This is a genomic window from Myxococcus sp. AS-1-15 (assembly GCF_020037055.1).
In the GTDB taxonomy this organism is placed as follows: Bacteria; Myxococcota; Myxococcia; order Myxococcales; family Myxococcaceae; genus Myxococcus; species Myxococcus fulvus.
On record NZ_JAIQDF010000003.1, the window covers coordinates 211822 to 237835 of the forward strand.

The window sequence follows — 26014 nt, forward strand, 5'->3', positions numbered from 1 at the left end:
GCACGACATGACCCAGAAGAAGCTGAAAGAGTACAAAGGGTTCATCTGGACTCGGGACCTCACTCGGCCGGGCCTGCGAGTGAGCGTGATGGCGACGGACCCCGAAGAGGCCTTCGACATGTTGGAGGAGAAGCATGGCAAGGGCACCGTCCACGACCTGCACAACGAAGAGGAAGCGAACACGATTCGCTGACCGGGCTGGCGCAGCAGGCGCCAGTTCGAGGTAGTTGAGGAAGGGCTCGCGACTCACGGGTCGCGGGCCCTTCTTCGTGGGAGGGACATCGGCCCGACAATCCGCCGATGTGGCCTGAATCCGCGCTCTACCGGACTGACGGCCCGGCGCGCATCTTCGAAAGACTCATCCGACTTTCGAGGACACGTCATGGCTCACGACCACTCCGCCCATTCCGTTCAGCACATCGTTCCGGGCTTCGGCGCGGACCGCGCCGCTCATTACGATGCCCAGGCCGCGCTCAGCCTCGCGGGCGTCCAGGCCATGTACGAGTTGGTGGCCAGCGCGATGACGTCCCGGCTCGATGGCCAGCAGGACGCCTCCCTGCTCGCCGTGGGCCTGGGCACGGGGATGGAGCTGGTGCCCTACCTGCGCTTCGATGTCCCGGGCTGGCGCTTCACGGGCATCGACCCGTCTGCGGCCATGCTCGACGTGGCCCGGAAACGCCTGGAGACCGAGGGGTTGCTCTCTCGCACGCACATCCACGTGGGGGAGCTGAAGAGCCTTCCTGAGGGCCCTCCGTTCGACGGCGCGCAGATGATGGGCATCCTGCACCATGTCGAGGGGGACGCGGCCCGCCTGGAGCTGCTGCGCGAGGTGGCTCGTCGGCTCAAGCCCGGAGCGCCCCTGGTCATCGGCTGCCGCGTCGGAAAGGACCCGGTGCTGACGGATGTGGAGTTCCGCCGCCTGCGGGCCCATGGAATCCCCAAGGAGGAGCTGGACCACCGCCGCAAGCTCTTCGACGCCAAGGTGACGCCCATCGAGTCCGACGCGGCCCTGGCCGGAATGCTCGGGCAGGCGGGCTTCACGACGCCCAAGCCCCTCTTCGTCTCGCTCCAGTTCAAGGTGTTCCTCACCCAGTCCGGGACTGCATCCCAGGGCTGAGTCCCGTGCGGTGGACCTGATGAAGGAGCCACGCGCTTGACGCTCTCGGGGCCCGGACGCCGCACTGGCGCACGGGCCCGCCCAGGGCGCACCCATTCCAGAGTGAGAGTTCGATCGCCTGAGCAGAGGCTGGATCGACCCACTTCCTGGTCCCCTCCAGCAGCAAGCTTCTAGCTGTGCATCATCGGCGTTGGACTCGAGTCCCGTGTTGCGGACTCGTGCCGAGCCCCGCGCAGCCCTCCGTCGAGGAAGGTCTCCGGCGCGTCCGTTGCACAACAGCGGACCACGCGAGCCCACTTGGACGGCACGGCCGAACACGGCCATCCCGACGCAAGCCAGGGCATCGCGAGACCCTCGTCGCTCGACCGAAGGCTCACCATGACTCAAGCGCGTCGCCCGCCACCCCGCCTTGCGCTCCAGGCATTGCATCTCACGGCACTCCTCGTCCTTCTCGTCACACCACCGGTCCTCGCCTCGGAGCCCACGCTGCCGATGTCCCAGGCTGACGCGGGCCCCATGGCTGCCCCCATGGCCTGCAACGGTTGCGAGCCGTTCCCCGACCCCGACCCCGAATGCACTCCGGAGGTCTGTGACGGCGTCGACAACGACTGCGACGGGCTCATCGACGAAGGACTGATTCTCACCCTCTACCGTGACGCGGACGGTGACGGGAAGGGCGCGGGCGTCGGGAAGGCAGCCTGTGCCCAGCCCGGCTGGGTCAGCAACAACAGCGACTGCAACGACAACAACGCCTCCATCTGGCAGTGGCGGAGATACTACCGCGATGCGGATGGCGATGGCTTCGGATCGCCGGCGACCTGGAAGGACTCATGTGACCAGCCCTCGGGCTACGTGACGGATGCGACCGACTGCAACGACACCTCGTCCGCCGTCAAGCCGGGCGTCGTGAAGTCCTGTGGCATCGGAGCCTGCGCGACCAGCATCCAGGCCTGCATCAATGGAGTCGAGCAGGTCTGTACGCCCCGGCTTCCCACCGAGGAGGTCTGCGACCAGCTCGACAACAACTGCAATGGCCAGGTGGATGACCTTCCTCCGCTCTCCTGCGGTGTTGGAGCCTGCCAGCGCACGGTGCCCGCGTGCGCCAATATCTGCGAACTGGAAGAGCGCCATGACGGGAAGCCCCCCGTCGAGGTCTGCACCTGGAGATCCAACTTCTGCGTCCCTGGCACCCCCAAGCCCGCCGAGGTCTGCAATGGGGCCGATGACAACTGCAATGGGATGACGGACGAAGGCGTGCAACTGACGTTCTACCGCGATGAGGATGGCGACGGATTCGGTGCGGCAAGTGCCCCCATCGGAAGTGGCTGCAGCGTCCCTCCTGGGGCGTCCCTGAACAGCCTGGACTGCAACGACAAGAACGCCGCGGTTCATCCCTCGGCCCAGAAGACCTGCGGCGTCGGTGCATGCGCGAACAGCGTTCCCGCATGTCGCAACGGAGTCGAGCAGTCCTGCACGCCGCTGCCTCCCTCCGGGGAGATCTGCGACCAGATCGACAACAACTGCAATGGGCAGGTGGACGATGTCCCTCCGAAGACCTGTGGCGTAGGAGCGTGCGCGCGAAGTGTCCCCGCCTGCACCACGGCATGCTGGATGGAGCCGAGTCGTGACGGCAAGCCTCCACGAGAAGTGTGCGAGTGGGGAGACTACGGCATGTGCGTTCCCGGAGCCCCAGCCCCGGAAGTCTGCGCCAACGGCATCGACGAAGACTGCAATGGGCTGGCTGACGACTCGACCCACTCGAATGCATGGCTCGACTTCTACGCCGACCGGGATCAAGACGGATATGGCGCCACCTGGGTGAGCACACGAGCGTGCCGCCAGCCCGAGGGCACGACTCGAGTTGGCGGAGACTGTGATGACACCCGGTCCACCGTGAGGCCCGGCGCCGCGGAAGTCTGTGACGGCATCGACAACAACTGCAACGCGAACATCGACGAAGCGGGCATCTGCGAACAGTCGCAGTGCCAGTGACACGAGTCCATTGACTGCATCCCCAGGCGGAAGCCCTCCGTCCTGCTCGGAGTCCATTGCCCTCATGAGTCCGGAAAAATCCCATCATCATTCCTCGTTGCGCAGGTTTGTCGCCGCGCACGTCATGCTTTTTCTCTACGGAACCCAGCTCGTCAGCTGCGCGCCATCCAGTCCTCGGGAGCAGGAGGAAGAGCGCAGCGCGCAGCACGCCAAGGCACTGGGGGCGTCGCAGAACATTCCTTTTGAACTGAGACAGGACACGATTCTCGCCACGGGGCCGGCGGGGCAGTCGACGCCAGGGGCCATCCCGTTCTCGGCCGACGTCACGGCCAGCGGGTCAGCCGCGGTGTCCATTCCCCTCTGGGTTCCTCCCGGTCGAGCGGGAATCCAGCCCTCTCTCTCCATCGTCTACGACAGCCAGGGGAGCGACGGCATTCTCGGCCCGGGCTTCAACCTCGCGGGGCTGTCGCAGATCACTCTTTGTCCCAACACCATTGCCCGAGACAACAAGCTCCACGCGATCGACCTGACGAACTACGCGAATCCCAGCGACAGCAATCGCTACACGAAGACCTATTGCCTCGACGGCATGCGACTCGTACGCTCTGGATTGAGAGAGTTCAAGACGGAACGCGACTCATACGCCTCCATTCGCATTCCCGCCGGCGACAGCACCGCGGACCCAAACACCTTCGAAGTCCTAGGACGAGACGGCCTCGTCCGGACTTATGGCAAGGCCGCTGGAAATCGGAAGGACGCTCTCCTTCGGGGCCAGCATTTCGCATACACACCACACGACGGGGCGATTCAAGAGCACCACGATGATGTCGTGACCCTCGCCTGGGCACTCGCATCTATAGAAGATCGCTTCGGCAATCGCATGGAGGTGTTCTACGAGCAGGCATCACCTGGAACTGAGACAGGGGCCTGGCATCGGCCATCGCGTATCGCCTACACCCAATTCAAATCAGCATCTGGCGGATTCGAGCCTGGCCAGCGAGAAGTCACTTTCGACTATGAGACTCGACCTGACACTTTTCTTGGATACTTTTCCGGGGTGAAGGTCAGCCGTGACTTTCGGTTGCGCCGCATCAACATGCGGGGCCCAGGCATTTCACCCGGCTCGACATCACTTTCCATGACCCTCCTGCGCTACTACGAACTCAAGTACACCGAGGGAGCGATCAGTAAGCGCAGTTTGTTGACACAAGTCGGCGAGTGCGATGGTGGGGGCATCTGCAAGAAGCCTTTGTTTTTCGATTGGGAGCAGGGCTCCTGGGAGTTCACTCTTGCTCCGCCAGTGAACGTGAGCGAAGCGGCCGCAGGTGCAGGCCTCCACGCATTCGGCCTGGGCGCAGGACGACAAGGCCTCGCGTACTACGTACGCTCCGAGAAAACTCGAGAGGACGACTTGGATTTCCATTCGACCAATGGCCAGGTCACGGACTTCACGCAGCAAAACTGGCGGGATGTCATGCGACTGCTTGAGTACCCAGACGCAACATCCACCTCTCCCATTCTCGCGGAAGAGACCGGATTCGCGCTCTGGCATCCCTGGTTCAACATTCAAGGAACCGGGTGGCTCGAGGACATCTGGGACAGCGTCTTTGGGAGTAACGACCCCGGATATTTCTGCGGGAAGCGCAATGAGCGAGGACTGTATCCCATGGTCACAGACTGGAACGGGATGGGCCGGTCCTCTGTCACTCCGCTCTCATGTTTCTGGGATGTCTTTGTGGAGAATCCTCTCTCCAATCCCGAAGGCAGGCTTGCCCCCGCATATGGACACATTCCCCGCGGATACGGAAAAGCCAAGATAGCAGGCTCGGAACCGAATTCACAATACTGGCTCGACGTGGACGGCGATGGACGGAACGAGCGGGTGTGGATGGGTCGACATATCATTGACCTCAGGGGAGCAGGAGACTCCATCGTCCCCAATCAACGTGTCGTTGTCGTAGAGCCCGCGACAGGGCGAACTACTAAAGCGTCCCCGCTGGGCTATTTCCAGCCCTCCCGCGTCGGAGTTCGCGTAGCGGACCTTGATGGCACGGGCAAGATGAACCTGCTTGGAGTTGGCCCCGACACCAACACCTTTCTCGCCGCACTTTCCTATCGAGAGCACGCACCAAACAACCCGGACATCGCATCGCTTGAACCCGCTCTGACAACGGTCCGGACACCTCCCGAATGGAACCCGTTCCTCAACAACCCTTACTCATTCACTTTTGACTTCATCGACGTCAACGGCGATGGACTGCGAGATGCTGTCACACTCGGGCAGATGTACTTCCTGGACCCTGCGCCCGAGCGATGGGTGCAGCACAACTCCGGCAACGGATTTCTCGAATCCACCAAGGTCGTGCTTCCAAGCGATCTTTCGCAGATGCTCCTTGGAGCCAAGACGGAGCATGGGGACTTCGACGGAGATGGCCGGATCGACCTGGCGATTTTCAAGAAGGGTGAGCCAGTGCAACTCTGGCTCGCGGGAACCCGAGGCGATTTTGCACGAACGGAGAAGCTGAGTTCCGTCCTCAGCGGCGACAACCTGGAATGGGCACAGGTCGTCGACGTCAACAATGACGGGTTGTTGGACTTCACCTTCCGGCAGGGCAATCAACTGCGCGTAGCGTTTCGTACCCGCGCGACCGATGTCCTCAAGTCCGTCAATTTCAACCAGAATGCGAACTACACGTTCGACTATGCGCCCTTGTCCCAAGCCAACCCAACCGGCGTAGGTGTTGCCACAGAGCCGTTCTACTCGAAATCCAATATCACGGAGCAGTGGTGGCTTCGAGCAGTACCGGAGACGACGCGCGTTGTCGCACGCCTCTCCCTCATGATGGATGGGCGGCGTACCCGCCGCTGGCACTATCTCTATCGAGATGGACTCTCCGACATGCGCGGCCTGGGATGGCTGGGGTTTGGTCAACGCGTCGTCGTCGACGAAGTGACAGGCGCTCGCACCACGACACGCTACGACAACGTCTCCATGGTGCCAGGAGCTGATCAGAGGAGTTCGTCCCTCCAGGCACATCTTCCTGTCGAGGAGAACGTCGAGATCCAAGTGGATTTGAACACGGCCCTCCAGACGCAGCGAACCTGGACGTATGCCCGCATCCAGCACGCCTATGCTCTTACCTATCAGCAGTATGCACGTCGTTTCGTAGAGGTTGTACGCGAGGTCAAGGGAACCCTCTCCACAGTCGTTTCCGAGACGGAGACGATCGTTGAGCTCGATGCCCATGGAACACCGATTTCGCACACGGTACTGACCCATGGAGCAGACAAGACCGAACAGGTCAAGACCCTGACGACGCCCGGCACCTTCGACGCAGCGACCTGGCTCCCCGCAGGCGACTGGACTGTTGCGACGTCATGGATGTCCTGCGCCAGAGCCATCTCGCTTGGCTGCTCCGGGCAACCCGAGTCCACGAATATCCATACTCAGCGGATGACCTATGGTGCTCTTGGCGAGGTTGCGAGCACTGAGACCGAGCCTTCCCTTTCTGGGGAGTCCGTGACGCCTACAACCTCCGAAGCACACCTCAAGACCTTCTTCACCCGCAACGACAGAGGCCTCGTCGTGCGAGTCTCCCAGCACGGCAGTGGTGAAGTGCGCACCGGGTCCGTGACATACGACAGCCTCGACCAGACGCAGCTTGCGTCAACGACGGATGCAGGAGGCGCGACCTGGCGCTACCTCTTCCATCCAGGTCTCGGCGTTCTTGCGCAGACGGAAGACCCCAACGGGGTCCATACGCGCGTTCAATATGATGGCTTCGGTCGTGAGCGAATCGCGACTCCGCTTTATCAAGGGCCATCGTCTGCACCTGCGAACAAGTCCATCGTGCGCAGCTTCTACGAGTGGCAGGGCTCGACGCCCCAGCTCCGCGTCCAGGCAGACACGAATACTGGCGCGGCAGGGGTGACTGAGGCCACGACCTCGTTCGACGCCCTCGGCCGCCCGGTGTCGCACCGCGCGCCGCGATTCGATGGACAGACCGTGCTCTCCACCATCGATTATGACGACCTGGGTCGCGTGGTGAAGCAGGAAGCCCCTCGACTGAGTACGGAGATGTCGTCCTGGGAGGCATTCGAGTACGACCCGCTTGGGCGAGTCACGGCACGCCGCGTTGGCGACTCGACCACCGGGCCTCGCGGCATGCTCGTCGAGACACGTTTGTACGCAGCGACTGCGCCCTACATTTCGCAGGCGGTCTCGTTCGACGCGGCCGGACAGATGAAGCGGACGCTCGTCGACTTCCGCGGGCTGATGACCCGGACAACCGAGGCACCCGGAACAGCCCTGGAAGCAACCATGGCCTACACCTACGGTCCCTTCGGGCGACTGGAACATGTTGACGACCCTGCTGGGAACCGGAGTTCCCACTTCTACGATGCGTCTGGACGATTGGAGCGCACGGTCGACCCCAGCGCGGGGACAAGACTGTTCCTCTACAACGCCTTTGGTGAGCTCAAGAGTCAGTCTGACGCGCCCTCTGGGACGACGGGCCGGTTGACGACCACGTATCAGCGCGATCTCCTGGGGCGGGTTCTTTCGGCGACCAACGAAAAGGAGCGTCTGGATTACGTCTATGACAGTGGTCCGGGTGCGATGCGACGCCTGTCACGCACGACCCGTACGCCTGTTGGCGACTCCGATGGCGTCGTCATCAAGGACCATGTGTACGACCCGTTCGGGCGCGAGACGGATACTGCGTTGAGAGTAGGCGGCGAGACACTGGTGATGAGTCGCGAATACGATGACTTCGGGCGAGTGAAGCGGCTCACCTACCCGGTCGCGCGCAATGGAGTGCCCATGACATTGGAGTACTCCTTCATGAATCAAGGGAGTCTCGCGACCATCTACTCGACTAGCATTTCAAGCCCGTTTGCCATCTACTGGCGAGCGTACGCAAGAGACAGCATGGGTCGACTCAAGACGGCCCATTACGGCAATGGCGTTGCCAGGAGCTTTCAGTACGACAGCCAAGGGCGGCTGCGCTTTCAGGAGGCTCGCCACGGCGGAAACAAAATCCAGAGCCTCGCCTACGACTATACCTACAACGACAACCTCTCCGCGCGTCACGACCTCATGGTCGGCGTCACGCAGAAGTACACCTACGACGCGCTGGACCGGCTCGAGCGCTGGAAGGTCCAGCAGAACTGCCAGACGCTCGATGTCCAGTTCCAGTACGACAAGCTCGGCAACATGCTCAGCCGCTCGCCTGTCACCGGCACAGAGCCCTCCGCGAGCTTCCAGTACACTGGCGGCACCTCGGGCGGCCCCCACGCCGTCAAGCAGGCCCAGCTGGGCGCCGAGTCCTTCACCTACGAGTACGACCACCGCGGCAACCAGCTCGCGATGCGCGATGCCCAGGGCGCGCTGGTGCGCTCGGTCCAGTACACCCCGGCCAACCTGCCCGAGAGCATCACCTCGTCGAGCGGCACCGTCCGCTTCGACTACGACGCCTCGGGCACCCGCGTCCGCAAGTACTCCGACAATGGGCAGGATGAGACCGTCTACGTCGGTGGCCTCTACCAGCGCCGCAAGCAGGGCTCGACGGTCACCCACATCGTCAGCATCCCCAGCCCCGAGGGCGTCGTCGCCGAGGTGTCCTGGCAGGAGGGCTCGACGTCGGAGTCCACTCGCTACTTCCTCAACGACCCGCAGGGCAGCCCCGACACGGTGACGGATGCCTCGGGCGCAGTGCTCGAGCGCATCAAGTACGAGCCCTTCGGTGGCAAGCGTCAGGCGGCGAACCTGGCGCAGGCGTCCACGACGAGCCACACGGGAGCGCGCCGAGGGTTCACCGGGCACGAGCAGGACGACGAGCTGGGCCTCATCAACATGCGCGGGCGCATCTACGACCCGCGGATGATGAAGTTCCTCAGCGTGGACCCGGTCATCGCCGAGCCGGGCTCCGCTCAGGCCTACAACGCGTACTCGTACGTCCTCAACAACCCCCTGCGCTACACGGACCCCAGCGGCTTCACGCCGTATGGCGGGGAGCTGGTCAGCAGTTGGGGAGGAGGTTGGACCGGGGCGCCTCAGTCACACCAGAGTATTATCACGAGCGCGCTGGAGCGACACCTGTCCATGCCGGGCCCATCCTTGTACCTGCCCAGCGCCAATAGCAAGGTTCCTAGCGTTCAAGCGCTCGACGATGCCAAGGCGCAGCCTGACGCGCATCACACAAACGACATCGGGCAGAGTTCCGGCCCCAGCGCTCGCGGCCAAGTATCCCCCTTGGCATCATTTTCAAAAGAGGACGAGCGGACACACAAATCCACACTTACCTCAATCATGGCAGGCTATGACGTCCCTGCCGCCCTCAAACCAATCGGCACAATCTTCGCAGCCAAACTCATTCTTACCTGGGCAACAGGTATCGGGCCGGTCAACACAAACTACGAAGACGGATCCCTTCCTGCAAGGCTCATGAGGGATACAGCCGACTATCGAACCGCACGTGAACGATACGAAAAAGCAAGCATACTCAGCGGCAAATACGAAGACGCCATCCTTCGAATCAGCAACCCCGACGAAATGCACTACCCATTCTGGATTGGCACCCACGGAGCCAGCTTCAAACCGCATCCAGATCAGAAATCAATGACAGTCACCCTATTTAACACCACGTCGCTCACATCCGCCCGACGCAACAACATGGACACCGGCGCCGCGAACACCACTCCGAGTTGGGAACGGTGGCCAATTCTGGACGCGAAGAATCCAATACTGAGAATCTTTCTGTACACGCTCGCAGTACGCGCCAGAATTGAATTCCCCAATTGGGGACTCCCCTTTGGCAACACCTACCAGACCTTCACCTGGAGAGAGCCCTTGCCAGGGATACCTCCGAAGGACCAGAATATGCCGGAGTCGGAACCATAGACCATGCCCTGTGTCGCAAGCCGCCATGAACCTTCGCTTTCTCCCGCTCTCACTCCTCCTCGCATTCAGTTTCGCGTGCCCCCAAGAACGCTCGAAATCCCGGCACTCGGCCGCATCACTCGTTGGCACATATACTGCCAACTCGCGAGAAATCAATGGAACCATCGTCCTCAGGGAAGATGGAACCTATCTTCATACATTCACTCAAAATAATCAGCCACAACGGGAAGAGGGGCATTGGACAGCCATTACCGACACATCGGGAACGGCTATCGTTTTCGATGGGTTCACGCCCGACTGGATGGATCGGGGACAGACGAAATGGATCCCCTACATAGAAGAACAAGGCGGCCGTGTAGCCATCTCGGCGGACCCAGACAAGGCTGGCTATTTCGTCAAGCAATAGGTGCACCGACAGCAGCCAGCTCACTTCTCCATGAACACACATGCAACATCGAAAACTCTCTTCCGTGTTCCTGGAGAAGTGCACGCAGCATCTCTCCAGGGGCTGCGGGCCATGTCTTCGACATGGAAACCAGCGCATCTTGCCTTTCCCCTTTCACGCCGTACCGACCATCGCCCAAATCAACGAAACCCTCCAATAACAGGGGACCATCATCGAAGTCTCTTGCCCTTGTGGGGGCCTGCCTCTCACTCATCAAAACGGCACAATCATGACGAAGAAGAGATTGAAAGAGTACAAAGCGTTCATCTGGACCCCTGACCTCATTTGGCCTGGAACACCGGTGACCGTGATGGCGGTAGACGGCGAAGAGGCCTTCAATCTTCTCGAGGAAAAGCACGGCACGCGCACCGTCTACGACCTGCACAACGAAGAGGATGCGAACACGCCTCGCTAACAGCGAGAGGGGCTCGCAGGGCTCAGGACGACGAGATGGTTCGCGAGACAATCACCACGAGCATGTCGTGTCGTCAGTGCGGAACACTCCAACAGTGCACCCACACGGCGACGGCAAGGAGCAAGGGGCTGGGCTTCGCCAGCTCGTTCCACTGCCTCGAATGCGGAGACACCTTCGAGAGCGACGACTCCCGCATCCCGGAAGACCTCCGCCATCTCTTCTACGAAACGCACGGGAAATGGACGCTGCGTCTCGAAGAACCAGGCCCACGAAGAGGCCAGCTTCTCCACGCAGTCCGCGACGTCATGGGCATGAGCATCCAGGACACGGGCGAACTGTGTAAGTCCCTGCCACGTCAATTGGCGGAGGGAACACGTGTCGAGATGGAGCTGCTCCGAGAACGGCTTGCCCACAGTGGAGCGAAGCTGTTCCTCAAGAGCGACGCCTCAACCCAAGACCCCACTCAGTAGTCGAGCGCTCTCCAACGGACTTCTCCATGGCGCAATTCTTCCCCGGCCTCAGTCGATGCATCCTCTGCAAACAGGTCATCGACGACGCCCCGGTGATGTTCCCCGCTTTCATCCCCAAGGGGCATTCACTCTGGGGGTATCAGGACGCGTCCTTCCACGCCCCCTGTTTCGACGGCTGGGAACATCGAGCGCGCTTCCTGCACATCTACGACGATGCGCTGCGGCTCGATGCCTCGATGCCCAAAGGCCTGAGCCTGGAGGAGAACGAGAAGCTGTTCGCCGAGCGCTCACGGCTCTGGCGAGAACGAATCCTCCGCGAAGACCTGACGCCGCCAACGCAGTGAGCCCGCGCCCACCGTCACGGAGTCGTGGTCACAACCCCAGGCACCGGCATCACCGTGCCGCCGTACTGCGTCGCCGCCAGCGTCCCGCACGCCGCCCCAATCTCCTTGCCCCCTGAGTACCGCCGCGCCACCGGCGCCTTCAGGATCTGCAAGTAGTCCCGGAACGCGCTCAGCTCCTCCGCCGACGGCGGCAGGTACTTCCCCGTCGGGTCCGTCACGTCGATGAGGTCCACCTTGATGGGAATCCCCTCGAACGCCACCTTCAGCGCCTCCGCGTCCTCGCGCTCCAGGTTGAAGCCGGAGATGGCGACATAGGCAATCATCGCCCGCTCACGCCGTACCTGGCTGTACTCGCGGATGGCCTCAATCAGCTCCGGCAACGGATGCGTCTTCTCAATCGGGAGCACCTTCGCCCGCTTCTCCGACATCGCGCTCGTCACCGAGAACGCCAGCCGGTACGGATGCCCCTCCCGCGTGTAGCGCCGAATCGCCGGCACATGCCCCGCCGTGGAGAACGTAATCGCCGTGCCCGCAATCGAGAACCCCGCCGGGTTCGACAGGATGCCCGCCGCCCGCAGCGTCTCCTTGTAGTTCAGCAGCGGCTCGCCCATCCCCATGAACACCACACCCCGCACCGGCCGGTCCGCCTCCGCCCTCACCTGCAGCACCTGGTCCAATATCTCCCAGGTATACAGGTTCCGTTTGAAGCCCAACTTCCCCGTCATGCAGAAGTCGCACGCCAGCGCGCAGCCGACCTGGCTGGACACGCAGATGACGTACTTCTCGTCGAAGATGGGGATGCGGACCGCTTCAATCCGCCCGCCCAGCGGGGAGTCGAAGAGGTACTTCACGAAGCCGTCGTCCGCCTTGCGGCGCTCCACGATTTGGAGGCTCGGCATCTCGGCGTGGGCTTCCAGGTAGTCCGTCACCCGGCGGGGCACCTGCGGCGAGCGCGCCACCTCCGTCACGGACTTGCGGCCGTGGGCGAAGACGGCCGCGAACACCTTGCGCACGGCGGTGGGCGACGGGGACAGCGGCGCGAGCGCCGCCTCCAGCTCCGGGAGCGAGAGTTGCTTCAGGTTCACGAGGCGGACTTGATTTTGGAGCGAAGGAAGTCCGTCAGCTTGGTGCTGACCTCCTTCGGCATCCTCGCCGCCAGCGCGCGCTTGCACAGACTGGGCGTCGCCCGGTACGTGCGGAGGAACTCCTCACAGGGGCTGCACCCGGACAGGTGCTCCTGGAGATGGCGCGAATCCTCGGGCGACATCTCGCCCTCGAGGTATTCCAGCAGGAGGTTGATGGAGTCTTTACAGGTGTACATCCGAACCTCGGCTGGCTGCGGCGCGCCCTCGTCCTCGCTTCGGAAGATGCGGAGCCCCCCGTTCGCGTTTCACGGCCCGGGATTGTCGCGGTTGTAGAAGGCGTCGATGGCTTCCCGGAGCGCGAGACGAGCCCGGTGCAGGCGGCTCTTGATGGCGGGGATGGAATCCCCCGTCACTTCCGCAATCTGTTCGTAACTGAGGCCGTCCACGTCTTTCAAGAGGAAGACCTCACGATACCCCTCGGGCAGGCGGTCCGCCGCCTGCCGGATGGCCTGGCCCAGCTCCGCGTCCAGGGCCTTCTCCTCGGCGTCCCGACTCCAGTCCGTCTGGGGGTAGTCCGCCAGCGTACCCCGGGGGGTGAACTCCGGCCCCTGAAGCTCCGCCTCGGCCGCCTGGGCCACCCGCCGGTGGCGCAGGCGCATGAGCGCATGGTTGGCCGCGATGCGGTGCACCCACGAGCCGAAGGCCGCATCCCCGCGGAAATCCTTGAGATGTTGGTAGGCCGACAGGAAGGTGTCCTGGGTGATTTCGGCGGCGTCCGCCTCCGAGCGCGTCATCCGCAGCGCCAGACCGTACACCTTGTCCTGGTGGGCTCCCACCAGGGCCTCGAAGGCGGACATGTCCCCGTCCTGCGCGCGGGCGAGGAGCTGGCGATCATCTTCCGTGGCGACCTCGTCGGACATGGCGGGGCGCACCCAACCAGCCGGAAGCGCCTTCGTCAAGCGCGGTTGCGACGCCTCGTCCCAGGCCGCTTGCTGACATGTTGACTGTCCCGGACCCACAGCCGGAAGGGCTCGTCCGCCCACGCCCCCGCGTACTCCACGCCGATGCGGGGGCCCTTCTCCACCCGCCCCTCCTCCACCGGCACACCCGGGAGCAGGTGCAGCCCCGGTGAGGCCAGGTCCACCCGGTTGTGCGCGAGCGTCAGCCCCATCGCCTTGCACAGCTTGCCGGGCCCGTCCGTGCGCGCGCCTGCGTCCAGCCCCTCCACCGGCTCCACCGCGCGCACCAGCACCGCCGCCCCCACCCCGGGCGCGTCCGTCACCACGTTGAAGCAGTGGTGCATCCCATAGATGAGATACATGTAGGCCTTTCCCGGCGGGCCGAACATGACCTCGGTGCGAGGGGTGAGCCCCTTGGCGGCGTGGCAGGCCAGGTCGTGCTCGCCGATATAGGCCTCGGTCTCGACGATTCGCCCCACCCGCCGGGCGCCGTCGGACGCCTGCACGACGAGCAGCGTACCGAGCAGCTCCCGCGCCACGACGAGGGCCGGGCGCGCGTAGAAGGACGAAGGCAACACGCTCACGTCCAGCAGTGTACCGCTCAGGGCCGACTTGCGCCTTGGAATGGACAACCGTCCACCAGCGGAAAACGGCCCTGCACTTCCTGTCGCCGGACCAGTTCACTCCAGCGCGGGGCTGGTGCAGATTGCGCCGCACCATGTCCACCCCCGGCCGGCTCTCCGGTCTCCTGCTTCCGCTCTTCTCCCTGCGCTCCCCGACGGATTTCGGCATCGGTGACTTCGGCGCGCTCGACGGCCTGTTCTCCTGGATGAAGCTCGGGCGTCAGCGCCTGCTGATGCTGTTGCCGCTGCTGCCCACCGCGCCGGGTGACTCCAGCCCCTACGCCACCCGCTCGGCGTTCGGCCTCAACCCGCTCTTCATCGACCTGCACGCGCTGCCGGAGTTCACCGCCTCGGGCGGCGAGGCCGCGCTCTCCGACGAGCAGCGCCGGCAGCTCGCCGAGGCCCGGAGCGCCCCGCGCATCCGCTACGACCTGGTCTTCCCCCTGAAGGACGCCGCCCTGGCGCGCGCGTTCGACACCTTCGAGGCGCAGCACTGGGCCACCCAGTCCGAGCGCGCCCGCGCCTTCGCCCGGTGGCGCGACGCCCAGGCTGGCTGGCTGGAGACCTACGCCCTGTTCACCGCCATCAGCGAGCAGGAGGACCGCCGCGCGTGGTGGGAGTGGCCGGAGGGCCTGCGCACCCGTCAGCCGGAGGCGCTCGCCGCCAAGGGGAAGGAATTGGAGCGCCGGGTGCGCTACCACGCGTGGCTGCAGTGGGTGGCCGAGGAGCAGTGGAACGCCGCGCGCGCCAAGGCCCGCGCCCAGGACGTGCTCCTGTGCGGCGACGAGCCGTTCATCATCGGCCAGGACAGCGCGGACTGCTGGGCCAACCCCACCATCCTGCGCCGCGACGCGCGGCTGGGCGTGCCGCCGGATGACTTCTCCGCCACCGGCCAGGACTGGGGCCTGCCCTACTTCGACTTCGTCGCCATGCAGGAGGACGACTACGCCTGGCTCAAGGCGCGCGCGAAGAAGGCCGCCAGCTACTATGACCTGCGCCGCGTGGACCACGCGGTGGGCTACTTCCGTCAGTGGATTCGCGACGAGCAGACGCCCACCGGGCGCTTCATCCCGCCGGACGAGGAGAGCCACAAGCGGCTGGGCCGCAAGCACTTCGAGCTGCTCTCCGAGGGCGCGGGCATCGTCGCCGAGGACCTGGGCGTGATTCCGCCCTTCGTGCGCCACATCCTCGCGGAGCTCAAGCTGCCCGGCTACCGCGTGATGCGCTGGGAGCGCGACGACAACACGTACCGCAACCCCCACCAGTTCCCCGCAATCTCCCTGGTGACGACGGGCACCCACGACACCGACACCATGGTGGAGTGGTGGGAGGGCGCCCGCGACGACGAGCGCCAGGCCGCCGCCCGCGCGTGGCCGGAGTTCCACGGCGTGCCGGTGTCGCGCGAGTTCACCCCGGAGGTGCACCGGGCCCTGCTGGCCGCGGCGCTCAACTCGGGCAGTGATTTGTGCGTGCTGCCCTGGCAGGACGTGCTCGGCACCCGGGACCGCATCAACCTGCCGGGCTCCATGAGCGACTCGAACTGGGCCTACCGCATCGCCCAGGACGTGGGCTCGCTGCTCAACGACGCCACGACGCGCGAGGCCGCCGAGAAGCTGGCCTGGCTCACCGCCTCCGCGCGCCGCTGAAGGACGCCTTCCCACCGCCGTGCCCGGGGTGATTCGCACCCGGGCGCGGTGGCGTGGCCCTCACCTCAGTCGATGCACTTCACCTGACCGGGGAAGCCATCGAAGATGGCGCAGCGGCGGTTGGAGTTCGCGCACTCGAGCCTGTCGCAGACGTCCTCGGTGACGCAGATGGGCGGAGAGCGGCCGAATTCCAGGAATACCTCGGCGCAGAACTCGTAGATCTGCTCGCAGCCGAAGGAGCCGCAGTACTCGGCGTCCGCGAGGCTCTCACCTTCTCGGAGTTTGACGACCTCGTCGTCATCCACGCCGCAGGCGGAGGCGAGCGCCGACACCACGCAGAACACCAGGACTCTGATTCGGCGGGACAGGAGCATGGCCCCCAATCTGGCGCACCTTGGCGCGGCTTGCACGTGTCGAGGTGTTTCGAGCAAGGACTTGCCGACAGAGGCCGGGATGAAGAGACGTTGGAATGCGACAAAGGGAGGAGGTCGTCCTCCACAAGACGCGCTGCCCCTCTTGCCTTCCGGGTATGAACAGTCCGTGGCCGTTGACCTGCTCCGACTCCTCCGCATCGCCACCGTCGCCCTGCTCCTGAGCATGGCGGGTTGTGCCACCACGTCCACGCCGCCCCCGGGACCCAAGGTCGCCAAGCTCGACATCGAGGGCACGAAGCAGGTGAGCGAGGGCGACATCAAGGACCGCATCCTCACGTCGCAGACGCCGTGGTGGGCGTTCTGGCCGTTCGGCGGGCCCAACTACTTCGACCCCAACGCGTGGCAGGCGGACCTGCGCCGCATCGAGCGCTACTACCAGGCCCAGGGCTACTACCAGGCGGAGGTGGTGGACAGCGAGGTGAAGCCCAAGGGCGACGCGGTGGAGCTCTTCGTGGAGGTGAACGAGGGCGAGCCCACGCGCATCGGCGACATCACCATCGAGGGGCTGCAGGCGCTGCCGGAGGAGGAGCGCGGCAAGCACCGCGAGCGGCTCGAGTCGAAGCTGCCCTTCAAGAAGGGCGACATCTTCCGCGAGGGGCCGTGGGAGGAGTCCAAGGGCGCGATGCAGGAGCAGCTGCGCGAGCAGGGCTACGCGGAGGCCGAGGTGTCGGGCGAGGTCCAGGTGGACGTGGACACGAAGCTGGCCCGGGTGCGGCTCGACGTGAAGCCGGGGCTTCGCTACCGCTTCGGCAACACCTTCGTGGCCACGGACGCCAACCCCGAGGTGCCTCCGCGCCGCATCATCGAGCAGGTGCAGGGCGCGCTGCGCAAGGGGGACTGGTACAGCGAGACGGCGCTCGCGGAGGCGCAGGCGCGCGTGTTCCGCATGGGCGTGTTCGGCGCGGTGAAGGTGAACCGGGGCGCGCCGGACCGCGAGTCCGCCACGGTGCCCGTCGTGGTGGACGTGCGCGAGGCGCCGTTCCGCTCGGTGCGGCTGGGTGGTGGTATCGGCGTGGACGCCGCGCGCCAGGAGGTCCGCGCGCTGGGTGAGTGGACGCACCGCAACTTCCTGGGCGGCCTGCGCCGGGTGACGGTGCGGGGGCGCGCCGGTTACGCCTTCATCCCCAACATCCTGAGCACGTCGAAGCAGGGCCCCGTGTTCGAGGTGACGGGCGAGTACGAGCAGCCGCGCTTCCTCTTCCGGGACCTGCGCCAGCAGACCTCGCTCACGCTGGAGAAGGGCCTGGAGCAGGCCTACGACTTCTACGGCGGCCGGTTGCAGACGGGCGTCATCTGGCAGCCGCACCGCAACTTCTCCGTCTTCCCGTCCTACAACCTCCAGGTGTACCGGCTGTCGGGTCGGGTGAGCGCGGACTCGCGCGTGCCGCCCGTGATCCTGGGCTGCGGCGAGGGGCAGACGCGCTGTGACGTGTCGCTCTCCTTCCTGGAGGTCGCGTTCGCGTGGGACCGGCGCGACGACCCGGTGGAGCCGCGCGACGGCTACTACGTGAGCATGTCCGTGCAGAAGGGCGGCGGCTTCCTGCAGGGTGACTTCAACTACGTGCGGCTGCTGCCGGACCTGCGCTTCTACCGCTCCTTCGGCGAGGAGAAGCGCGTGGTGCTGGCGGGCAAGCTGCGGATGGGGACGCTCAACCCGGCGGGAAACTCGCAGAGCTCCATCGTCACGCGCTTCTTCTCCGGCGGCGCCACGTCCATGCGCGGCTTCAACGGCCAGCGCCTGTCGCCCCTGGCCGCGCTGGAGAAGCAGGAGGACACCAACGGGGACGGCGAGCCGGACACCCCGGTGCAGAACGAGGAGTGGGAGACGGTGCCGGTGGGCGGCAACAGCCTGATAGAGACCTCGCTGGAGCTGCGCTACCAGATCACCGAGAGCATCATGCTGGCGACGTTCTGGGACTCGGGCCTGGTGGGGGTGGAGGGCTTCGACTCGCCGCGCGCGCCGCGGCTGTTCGGTCCCGAGCACTACCACGCGGTGGGCCTGGGGCTGCGCTACCTGACGGTGGTGGGCCCCATCCGCCTGGACATCGCGCGGCGGCTGAACCTGGGCCAGGGATTGCCCGTGGCCACGCCGGGGTACATCTATCCGTCCTCCGGTGGATGCTTCGGCATTGGCAGCAAGTGGAAGCCGGATGGACCCACCTCCCGGCAGGCGACCTTCGCGGGGGCCCCTGACGGACAGTGCGCGCTGCACCTGTCGATTGGAGAGGCGTTTTGAGCCGGCGACGCTGGGGGCGACGACTGCTGTGGGGGCTGCTGGGCGGCCTGGCCTTCATCGTGCTCGCCGTGGTGGGCGTGCTCGTCTGGGCGACGTCCGCGCCGGGCGAGCGGTTCCTGGTGGGCAAGGGGCTGCAGCTCGCCAACGAGCAGTTCTCCGGCAGGCTCGAAGTCGGGGGCCTGGACCTGGCGCCGCCGGGCGCGGTGCTCACCGGGGTGAAGCTGTATGACCCGGAGGGAGAGCTGGTCGCGGAGATTGCCCGCGTCGAGGCCCGCGTGCGGCTGGGCGGACTCCTCCAGCAACAGGTCCGATTGACGGAGGCCCGCATCGAGGCGCCCCGCCTCTACCTCGCGCAGGACGAGCGCGGGTTGAACCTGTCGCGCGCGATTGCGCCCCGCGTGCCCAAGCCCGAGGAGCCGCCCGGTCCGCGCGGCAAGCTGCGCGTGGACCTGGACGCGCTGGTGCTCCAGGACGGCTACGTCGACTTCCGGCAGGAGCTGGAGGACGGCGGCGAGCGGCACGCGCGGCTGGAGGACCTGGACGCCACGGCCTCCGGACACTTCGCCGCGGCGACGCAGGGCTTCGGCGCCACGCTGGAGGCCACCGCGGCCCTGACGCAGCCGACGAAGGGCCCCGTGAAGCTGAGCCTCAAGGGCGGCGGCGAGGAGGGCGCGCTCGACGCGGACGTGAAGCTGGAGCTCGCGGGGCTCCTGCTCGACGCGAGCGCCAACGCGAAGCTCCCCGCCGAGACGCCGCCCGGCCAGCCTCCTGGCGCCCTGAAGGCGGACCTGGTGGTGCGCAAGCTCACCGTGCCGCCGGAGCTGCCGCGCGGCTTCGTGCCCTCGTGGCCCCTGCTGGTGCCCGTGCACGTGGAGGGCACGGCGGGCATCGAGGGTGACCTGGCCCAGGCCCAGCTGTCCGGCAAGGCGGCGGACGCGACGCTCGAGCTGAAGGGCGACGTGGACCTGGAGCGCCTGCGCACCCGCGGCGTCACCGTGAAGGTGCGAGGCGTGGACCTGTCCGCGCTCGTGGCCGAGGGGCCGAAGACGAGCCTGTCCGCGGACCTGAGCGCGAAGGGCGGCGGCACCAGCCTGGAGACGCTCGACGGCGAGGTGGACCTCACCGTGTCGCCGTCGCGCTTCAAGGGCCAGCCGCTGGGGCCCGTGGAGCTGCACGCGAAGGCGAAGGACGGCCAGTACACGCTGTCGCGGCTCCTGGTGCTGGTGCCGGGCGCCTCGCTCCAGGCCAAGGGCCAGGGCACGGCGCAGGCGGTGCGCATCGACGGCGGGCTGACGGCGGGCAACCTGGCCCTGCTGTCCGACTCGCTGACGAAGCTGCTGCCCGGCGCGGTGCCGCCCATCTCCGGCAGCGGCACGCTGGAGTTCAAGGTGGAGGGCCCCGTGCGCGCGCCCGGCGTGGTGGCGCAGGGCAACTTCACGTCGCTGACCTACGGCGACTACGCGATTCGCAACCTCACGCTGAACGCGGAGGTGCCGGACGCCACCCGCCCGCTGACGACCGACGCGACGCTGGTGGTGGGCGTGCTGAAGGTGGGCGAGCGGATGTTCCGCGACGTGTCCGTGGGCATCGCCACCGAGGAGCGCCGCCTGGAGGCCAGCGTGCGCGTCATGGGCGACACGGCGCTGGGGCTGACGCTCGCGGGGCTGGTGGACGACGACGGCATGGGGCTGGCGCTGGAGGCGCTGACCTTGTCGTGGCCGGAGGCAACGTGGAAGCTGCAAGGCCCCACGCACGTGGGCTTCGGCGGGGGCAAGGTGGAGGTGGAGCCCGCGCTGCGGCTCGGCTCGGGCGGACAGGCGCTGGGCGTGCGCGCCCTGCTGGTCAACGAGCGGCTGACGGCGCGCGTGGACCTGGAAGCGGTGGACCTGTCGCTGCTGCCGCGCGTCGCGGTGCCGGAGTCGCTGGGGCTGGGCGGCACGGTGTCGGGCTTCGTCACCGCGCAGGGCCGGATGCCGCGTCCGGACGCGCAGGTGAAGCTGAGCTGGAGCGACGGACGCGCGCAGGGCTACGAGGACCTGCAGCTCGCGCTGGACGCGACGTACGTGAAGGACCGCGCGCAGGGCACACTCTCCGCGGGCCTGCCGGTGGCGAAGCTCACCGCGAACTTCGACGTGCCGGTGCAGGGCGTGCTGAAGCGGCGCAAGGACACGCTGTCGCTCAAGGCGAACCTCGAGGGCGTGGACCTGGCCGGGGTGATGAAGCTGCTCGAGCGTCCGGAGCCGGTGAGCGGCACCGTGTCCGCCCAGCTCGTGGTGGACGGCACCGCGAAGGACCCGCGCCTGGACTTCGTGTTGCTCGGCCAGCAGGTGAACTACAGCGCGCCGCCCCCGGGCTTCGCCCTGAAGGCCCCGCTGGACTTCGAGCTGCGCGCGGCCTCCGACAAGGAGGACGGCACGCTGGACGCGCGCCTGGACGTGCGCGGCCTGGGCACCCAGCAGACCTACGTGGTGCTGCGCACGCCCTTCACGGTGGGCGGGATGATGGCGCGGCCGCCGCAAGCCGAGGACCTCCTCTCCGCGTCGGTGGACCTGGAGGCCCGCGTGGCGGAGCTGCCCCTGGCCCAGTTCGAGGGCGTGGGCGGACTGCAGAAGCCCGGCGGCAACGTGTCGGTGCAGCTCAACCTCACCGGCTCCGCGCTGGTGCCCCAGGCGCGCCTGAGCGTGCTGGGCGTGGGGCTCACCGCGTACGGGCTGCCGCCGATGAACAGCCAGCTGGGCGTGGTGGGTGACGACCAGGACGTGCGCGTGACGCTGGCCGCGCAGCGCGAGGACGGGCCCCTGGCGCAGCTGGACCTCACGCTGGACGCGCCGCTGGGCGCGCTGCAGGACCAGGAGGTCTACGGACACATCCCCTTCCAGCTCAAGGGCCGGCTGGGCCCGGTGTCGCTGCAGCAGCTACCCGGCGTGGCCAAGGCGCGCGCCACGGGTGAGCGCGCGCAGCGGACGGGCGCGCCGTCGTCCCAGAAGGGCCTGCAGGGCGAGCTGGCGGTGGAGCTGGCCGCGCGAGGCACGCTGGACGCGCCGCGCATGGAGCTGACCGCCGGCGTGCAGAAGCTGGGCATGGGCGCGCTGGCGCTGGGGCAGGCGCGGTTGCAGTACGGCTACCAGGACGCGCGCTCCAAGTTCGACGTGCTGCTCACCGCGCCGTCGGGCGGCACCATGATGGTGGACGGCGGCCTGGAGCTGGACGTGTCGCTGCCCGCGATTCGCCGCGGCCTGGACACCTCGCGCGCGCCCATGGAGGTGACGCTGCAGGCGAAGGACTTCGACCCGTCGTTCCTGTCCGGCGCGGCGGAGATGCTGCGCAGCATCGGCGGCTTGATTCAAGCGGACGCGAAGCTCGCGGGCACGCTCGCGGTGCCCACCTTCCAGGGGTCGATGAAGTGGAAGGACGGCAAGCTCGCGCTGATGGGGCTGGGCGAGTACCGCGACATCCAGCTGGCGCTGGAGGCCAGCCAGGAGCGCCTGGCCATCAACACGCTGTCCATGAAGGCCGGCGGCGGCACCGTCTGGCTGGACGCGCCGCTGACGGCCACGCGCAACCCCCGGGGCGAGTACGAGCTGACCAGCCCCCAGGACAACCCCTACCCGCTGCGCGCCCGCGACTTCCCCATCGTCTTCGACGACCAGCTGATGGCGGTGCTGAGCCTGCGCGCGAAGGTGGAGGGCACCCTCTCCGAGCGGCTGGTCAACCTGCGCAACGTCTCCGTGCCGGAGGCCACCGTCGAGCTGCCCGAGGCCAAGCGCAAGGACCTCCAGGACCTGGAGCGCCCCGGCGACGTGGTGCTCGTGCGCAACGGTCAGCCCATCGAGCGGCGCAAGCGCAAGCAGCCCCAGCAGCCCTCGCCCGGAGACCCCGAGCCCGAGGTCGCCGCGGGTCCGTCCACGGAGCCTCCGACGCCCGCCGACGCGGAGGAGGACCTGGAGACGGGCGACGAGCCGAAGCCCCAGCGCGCGTACTGGGTGAACGTGAACGCGCCGCGAAACATCTGGGTGAAGGGCAGCGACCTCAACGTGGAGCTGGGTCTGTCGGAGGACTTCCGCGTCGAGTACACCGACGTGGCGCGCCTCTTCGGACAGGTGCGCGTGCTGCGCGGCCGCGTGGACGTGCTGGGCCGCCGCTTCGACGTGCAGCGCGACAGCCTGGTGAGCTTCACCGGCCCGCCCACCGTCCCGTACATCAACGTCACCGCGGAGCACCGCGCCGAGAGCTCCAACATCACGGTGTACGTCACCATCCGGGGCCAGGGCCGCGACATCACCCTGAAGCCCACGAGCGAGCCGCCCCTGCCCGAGTCCGAAATCTACACGCTGCTCGCCACCGGCCGGCGCACGCTGGAGCGAGGCTCCGGCGCGTCCATGACGGCCAGCGCGCAGGCGGCCTCCGTGGTGGGCTCGCTCGTCGCCAACGAGGCGCGCAAGGCGCTGGCCGCGAAGCTGCCGCTGGACGTGCTGTCGATTGAAGCCGGCGGCGCGGGCATCGCCGGCACCAAGCTGGAGGTGGGCACCTACGTCACCGACAAAATCTACGTCGGCTACACCGGACGCGTGGGCGCCAACATCCAGCAGGGAGAGAACTCCAACGCGGTCCGCTTCGAGTACCAGTTCGGACCGCGCTGGAGCCTGGAAGGACAGTACGGCGACGCCCGCTCGGGCGGCCTCGACCTCATCTGGACCAACGAGTACTGAGGGCCGCCCTCCAAGCGCGAGGGGGCTACAGCCAGTACATCTCGAAGCACGCGCCCACCGGGCCCGCGCCGCTGTCGGGCGCCATGGGCGAGCTCACCCACGCGCCGCCCACGCCGCACTGGCTCCACTGCTGGTTCGACGAGGACTGCACGCAGGTGCGCGCGGGAACCGAGCGGCCCAGCGTGGCGGACGAGCACCACGGCCACGCCTGGGTGCAGTTGGTGGGGCGCGTGGTGCTGCCCGCGGTGAAGACGCCGGAGACGCACTGGCGCCACATCGCATCGGACGAGCTCTGCACGCAGCCGAGCTCCGGCACCGTCGTGCCCGCCGTCTCCGACACGCAGCCCGTGGACGTCGGGGCCCCCCAGTTGAAGCCGCCATCTGCGTACCGGTGGTAGATGACCGACACCAACGACGAGCCGCCCACCGTCGTGCGGCCACACTGCGTCGCGTACGCGCCCACCCAGGGCGTGTACGTGTAGAGCGCCGCGGTGGCCTTGTTGGTCGGCTTCACCGAGCACGGGTCCAACGTCGCCTTCGTCGTGCCCACCTTCCAGCCGGACACGGTGGCCCGCCCCGCGTCCAGGTCCGTGAAGTAGCCGCGCAGCTTCTTCGCCGAGCAATCAATCTGCTTGCCGAAGCCCACGTATTGCGCGTCACACCCGCTGCTGTCGGGACAACCACAGCCGGTCGCCTTGCTCAGGTTGTTGGAGGTGCCGCTCTGCACCAGGCTGGACTCCACCTGGATGCGCGCGAGCATGTACAGCGGGCTGATGCCGAACGCCTTGGAGCGCTCGACGATGAGCGCCGCCGCCGTCTTGTTGCTGAAGGCCGGGTCCCGATAGGTGGCCAGGTACGAGCCCTGCTGCGTCAGGAAGGCCTGCACCTGCTCGGTCGTAATCCACTGGTGGCCCAGGAGGTTGTCGTCCTCCAGCAGCCGGTGCATGTCGTACTTCACCGTGGCTCGCTGCAACACCTGTCCGGTCAGCTCGTCGACGAACTCGTCCTGCTCCTCTTCGACAGGGCCACAGCCAACCGCCAACAGCGCGGGCACCATGAGCCACCACAGTCGCGTCTTCATCACGGCCTCGAGGGGAGATGCGCCGTGCCCGCGAGTGAAGCGCTCGCCTCCCAGCGGGCCCGGCAGGGGGGAGCCTTCTCGTCTACCCGGCCCCTGCCTCATGTCTCAAGAATTTCTTGAATTGAAGGAATGACAGATTATTGGCGCCGAGCTGGATGGGCGCCCGGAGCGCGGGTGCTGTCCTGGAGTCCAGGGGACTTGAGGCTCACGCGGCGCGTCGGGCTAGCGTCCTAGGCGTATGCACATGCCCTGCTCGATGTGGCTGAAGCGTCTGGTGGTGGTCAGCGTGTCCCTCGCGGTGCTGGGCGGTTGCTCCAGCTCGGACGACGACGGCAAGACACCCGCGGCGGATGGCGGGACGAACACTCCGGACGGCGGAGGCACCGCCAGCGGTGACTGCCTGGGAGAGACGTTCCTGGAGTCGCTGGGCGAGGACCGGCTGCTGGTGGGCGCGCAGATGGAGGACGACACCGCGGCCAGCGCGCCGTTCGACGTGCACTACCTGTACATCGCCAGCGGGCTGGTGGACTCGAACAACGTGTGCACGTCGTGCACGTCGGGCTGCAACGCGGGGGGAACATCCTGCGCGAATGGCGCGTGCGCGTGGTGGGGCTGCTGGCAGGACCTGTCGCAGCCGCCGGGGGACTACATCCGCGGCTTCGTGTCGCGGGCGGCGGGGCGGCAGCAGCTCCCGTTCATCACGTACTACCAGCAGCTGCTGGGCAGCGTGGGGCCCTCGGGTGAGGGCGAGCAGCAGCTCACGGCGCTCAACGACGCGGCGGTGATGCGGCGCTACTTCGCGGACTATCGCTTCACGCTGCAGCAGGTGGGCAGCGCGCGCGCCCTGCTCCACCTGGAGCCGGACCTGTGGGGCTATCTCCAGTTCTTCTCCAACGGCAATCCGGACTCGGTGCCCGCGCAGGTGGCGAGCGCGAACAACACGGACTGCGGAGGCATGGCGAACACCGCGTCGGGCCTGAGCCGCTGCATGATTGCGATGGCGCGCAAGTACGCGCCGAACGCGAAGGTGAGCCTGCACGCGAGCCCCTGGTCGACGCGCGTCGACGTGTACCTCAACACCAACGCGTCCTTCGACATCGCGGGCGAGGCGCGCAAGGTGGCCGACTTCCTGTCGAAGCTGGGCGCGGCGGACACGGACTTCATCGTCGTGGAGGCGTCGGACCGCGACGCGGGCTTCTACGACAGCATCGGCGAGGAGACGTGGTGGGACGTGGACAACCGCAAGCTGCCCCACTTCCGTCAGGCCTTCACCTGGGCCGCCGCCATCTCCGAGCGGCTGGGCAAGCCGAACTTCTGGTGGCAGCTGCCGGTGGGCAACATGAGCCTGCCGAACAGCAACACGCGCTGGAAGGACAACCGCGTGGACTACTTCTTCTCGCACACCGCGGAGCTGGCCGCCGCGCACTCCGTGGGCTTCTCCTTCGGCGCGGGTGAGGGCCGACAGACGTCGCCGGAGACCGACAACGGAAACCTGGCCAGCCGCGTCCGCGCGTACAAGCAGGCCGGTGGACAGGTGCCTTGCGTGAAGTAGCCGTC

General features: G+C 66.6%; 17 protein-coding genes. 11 read left to right on the plus strand and 6 right to left on the minus strand.

Annotation, left to right across the window (positions count from 1 at the left end; genetic code table 11):
• Positions 1 to 7 precede the first annotated feature (7 nt).
• From K8625_RS10345 to K8625_RS10375, 7 genes are all read left to right on the plus strand, one after another.
• The gene (locus K8625_RS10345; RefSeq protein ID WP_223782609.1) at positions 8 to 193 is read left to right on the plus strand and encodes a hypothetical protein; all 186 of its coding nucleotides are present in this window, start codon (positions 8 to 10) and stop codon (positions 191 to 193) included.
• Between the two features lie 189 nt (positions 194 to 382).
• Positions 383 to 1117, plus strand: a complete 735-nt coding sequence (locus K8625_RS10350; RefSeq protein ID WP_223782610.1) for a cyclopropane-fatty-acyl-phospholipid synthase family protein — start codon at positions 383 to 385, stop codon at positions 1115 to 1117.
• A 297-nt stretch (positions 1118 to 1414) separates the two neighbouring features.
• Entirely contained in the window at positions 1415 to 3109 is a 1695-nt protein-coding gene (locus K8625_RS10355) for a putative metal-binding motif-containing protein (RefSeq protein ID WP_223782611.1), read from the plus strand.
• A gap of 64 nt (positions 3110 to 3173) precedes the next feature.
• A complete protein-coding gene (locus tag K8625_RS10360; RefSeq protein ID WP_223782612.1) occupies positions 3174 to 10010 on the plus strand; it encodes an RHS repeat-associated core domain-containing protein in 6837 nt (2278 codons plus the stop codon).
• 674 nt (positions 10011 to 10684) lie between these two features.
• On the plus strand, positions 10685 to 10870 hold the full coding sequence (locus tag K8625_RS10365; RefSeq protein WP_223782613.1) for a hypothetical protein: 186 nt from the start codon (positions 10685 to 10687) through the stop codon (positions 10868 to 10870).
• Positions 10871 to 10905: 35 nt separating this feature from the next.
• Complete coding sequence (locus K8625_RS10370) at positions 10906 to 11340, plus strand: hypothetical protein (RefSeq protein WP_223782614.1); 435 nt, start codon at positions 10906 to 10908, stop codon at positions 11338 to 11340.
• 26 nt (positions 11341 to 11366) lie between these two features.
• On the plus strand, positions 11367 to 11684 hold the full coding sequence (locus K8625_RS10375; RefSeq protein ID WP_223782615.1) for a hypothetical protein: 318 nt from the start codon (positions 11367 to 11369) through the stop codon (positions 11682 to 11684).
• A gap of 14 nt (positions 11685 to 11698) precedes the next feature.
• Here the strand turns inward: K8625_RS10375 and K8625_RS10380 are convergent, their stop codons facing one another.
• The 4 genes from K8625_RS10380 to K8625_RS10395 all read right to left on the minus strand — a co-directional run bounded on the left by K8625_RS10380 (position 11699) and on the right by K8625_RS10395 (position 14312).
• Complete coding sequence (locus K8625_RS10380; protein WP_223782616.1) at positions 11699 to 12769, minus strand: radical SAM protein; 1071 nt, start codon at positions 12767 to 12769, stop codon at positions 11699 to 11701.
• Positions 12766 to 13005: an anti-sigma factor gene (locus tag K8625_RS10385; RefSeq protein ID WP_141325753.1), complete on the minus strand. Its 240-nt coding sequence runs from the start codon at positions 13003 to 13005 to the stop codon at positions 12766 to 12768. Before K8625_RS10385 ends, K8625_RS10380 begins: the two co-directional genes overlap by 4 nt.
• A 69-nt stretch (positions 13006 to 13074) precedes the next feature.
• The gene (locus K8625_RS10390) at positions 13075 to 13689 is read right to left on the minus strand and encodes an RNA polymerase sigma factor (RefSeq protein ID WP_141325754.1); all 615 of its coding nucleotides are present in this window, start codon (positions 13687 to 13689) and stop codon (positions 13075 to 13077) included.
• 35 nt (positions 13690 to 13724) lie between these two features.
• A complete protein-coding gene (locus K8625_RS10395) occupies positions 13725 to 14312 on the minus strand; it encodes a DNA-3-methyladenine glycosylase (RefSeq protein WP_141325767.1) in 588 nt (195 codons plus the stop codon).
• A gap of 134 nt (positions 14313 to 14446) precedes the next feature.
• Between K8625_RS10395 and K8625_RS10400 the strand changes: the two genes are divergently transcribed.
• Complete coding sequence (locus K8625_RS10400) at positions 14447 to 15997, plus strand: 4-alpha-glucanotransferase (RefSeq protein WP_223782618.1); 1551 nt, start codon at positions 14447 to 14449, stop codon at positions 15995 to 15997.
• A gap of 65 nt (positions 15998 to 16062) precedes the next feature.
• Here the strand turns inward: K8625_RS10400 and K8625_RS10405 are convergent, their stop codons facing one another.
• Positions 16063 to 16371, minus strand: a complete 309-nt coding sequence (locus K8625_RS10405; RefSeq protein ID WP_141325756.1) for a hypothetical protein — start codon at positions 16369 to 16371, stop codon at positions 16063 to 16065.
• Between the two features lie 166 nt (positions 16372 to 16537).
• Between K8625_RS10405 and K8625_RS10410 the strand changes: the two genes are divergently transcribed.
• Entirely contained in the window at positions 16538 to 18667 is a 2130-nt protein-coding gene (locus K8625_RS10410; RefSeq protein WP_223747047.1) for a BamA/TamA family outer membrane protein, read from the plus strand.
• Positions 18664 to 23376, plus strand: coding sequence for a translocation/assembly module TamB domain-containing protein (locus tag K8625_RS10415; RefSeq protein ID WP_223782619.1), 4713 nt, complete (start codon positions 18664 to 18666; stop codon positions 23374 to 23376). The genes K8625_RS10410 and K8625_RS10415 overlap by 4 nt, the downstream gene beginning before the upstream one ends.
• A 25-nt stretch (positions 23377 to 23401) precedes the next feature.
• Here K8625_RS10415 and K8625_RS10420 read toward each other — a convergent pair whose 3' ends face one another.
• The gene (locus tag K8625_RS10420; RefSeq protein WP_223747045.1) at positions 23402 to 24457 is read right to left on the minus strand and encodes a hypothetical protein; all 1056 of its coding nucleotides are present in this window, start codon (positions 24455 to 24457) and stop codon (positions 23402 to 23404) included.
• 244 nt (positions 24458 to 24701) lie between these two features.
• Between K8625_RS10420 and K8625_RS10425 the strand changes: the two genes are divergently transcribed.
• Positions 24702 to 26009, plus strand: coding sequence for a hypothetical protein (locus K8625_RS10425; RefSeq protein ID WP_223782620.1), 1308 nt, complete (start codon positions 24702 to 24704; stop codon positions 26007 to 26009).
• The last annotated feature ends 5 nt before the right edge of the window (positions 26010 to 26014 follow it).

Coding starts and splice junctions, on each gene's coding strand:
- K8625_RS10365 (WP_223782613.1), top strand. CDS start 10,685: ATGACGAAGAAGAGATTGAAAGAGTACAAAGCGTTCATCTGGACCCCT.
- K8625_RS10420 (WP_223747045.1), bottom strand. CDS start 24,457: ATGAAGACGCGACTGTGGTGGCTCATGGTGCCCGCGCTGTTGGCGGTT.
- K8625_RS10400 (WP_223782618.1), top strand. CDS start 14,447: ATGTCCACCCCCGGCCGGCTCTCCGGTCTCCTGCTTCCGCTCTTCTCC.
- K8625_RS10425 (WP_223782620.1), top strand. CDS start 24,702: ATGCCCTGCTCGATGTGGCTGAAGCGTCTGGTGGTGGTCAGCGTGTCC.
- K8625_RS10370 (WP_223782614.1), top strand. CDS start 10,906: ATGGTTCGCGAGACAATCACCACGAGCATGTCGTGTCGTCAGTGCGGA.
- K8625_RS10350 (WP_223782610.1), top strand. CDS start 383: ATGGCTCACGACCACTCCGCCCATTCCGTTCAGCACATCGTTCCGGGC.
- K8625_RS10345 (WP_223782609.1), top strand. CDS start 8: ATGACCCAGAAGAAGCTGAAAGAGTACAAAGGGTTCATCTGGACTCGG.
- K8625_RS10375 (WP_223782615.1), top strand. CDS start 11,367: ATGGCGCAATTCTTCCCCGGCCTCAGTCGATGCATCCTCTGCAAACAG.
- K8625_RS10360 (WP_223782612.1), top strand. CDS start 3,174: ATGAGTCCGGAAAAATCCCATCATCATTCCTCGTTGCGCAGGTTTGTC.
- K8625_RS10405 (WP_141325756.1), bottom strand. CDS start 16,371: ATGCTCCTGTCCCGCCGAATCAGAGTCCTGGTGTTCTGCGTGGTGTCG.
- K8625_RS10385 (WP_141325753.1), bottom strand. CDS start 13,005: ATGTACACCTGTAAAGACTCCATCAACCTCCTGCTGGAATACCTCGAG.
- K8625_RS10390 (WP_141325754.1), bottom strand. CDS start 13,689: ATGTCCGACGAGGTCGCCACGGAAGATGATCGCCAGCTCCTCGCCCGC.